The organism is Grimontia marina (assembly GCF_900060185.1).
Taxonomy (GTDB): domain Bacteria; phylum Pseudomonadota; class Gammaproteobacteria; order Enterobacterales; family Vibrionaceae; genus Enterovibrio; species Enterovibrio marinus.
On record NZ_FIZY01000241.1, the window covers coordinates 1 to 622 of the forward strand.

General features: G+C 45.7%; 1 protein-coding gene. It reads left to right on the forward strand.

Annotation, left to right across the window (positions count from 1 at the left end):
- The coding region (locus GMA8713_RS26200; RefSeq protein ID WP_157515818.1) for a HAMP domain-containing protein at window positions 1-622 on the forward strand (622 nt) is incomplete at both ends.

Here is a 622-nt window from a genome sequence, read left to right on the forward strand (position 1 = left end):
TTTGAAACTAACTTTGGACGATTAAAAACAGCGCTTCGATCCTGGGAAATCGCAAAAATCACAGACAATAATGATCGCTGGCTTTTACTCAGTGACACCTTTGATAAAGTGGATAATACCGACCTACGCCAGCTGCTGAATCAAGCTATTTCTCTACAGAAACAACGTACTGCACGCTATGAAGCGGAAGCGATGAAATCATTATCTGATGTAGAAAATGTCATTGTAACCTTATCATTACTGGGGGTAGTCTTTGGCTTGCTGCTAGGAGGCTGGTTACTGCGTACCTTATCCAAACCGTTAGCGGAGCTGCTAAAAAGCACTTCATCTTTAGAACAAGGCCATCTTAACCATCGAGTATCGGTCAGCGGGCCAAGTGAGCCCAGAACCCTAGCGCAGCATTTTAATTACATGGCACAAAGCCTTGAAAATGCGCAGCAAAAAGAGATCGCTTCGCGTCAACTCATTGAGCGAGAAGTCACCGCACGCACCCAAGAACTCGCCAATGCACTCGAAACATTGGAGCAAGCTAAACGTCAGCAGAAAGAGTTTTTTGCGAACGTCAGCCATGAATTGCGTACTCCCGCAACGGCCATTTTAGGAGAAGCGCAAATTACCCTTC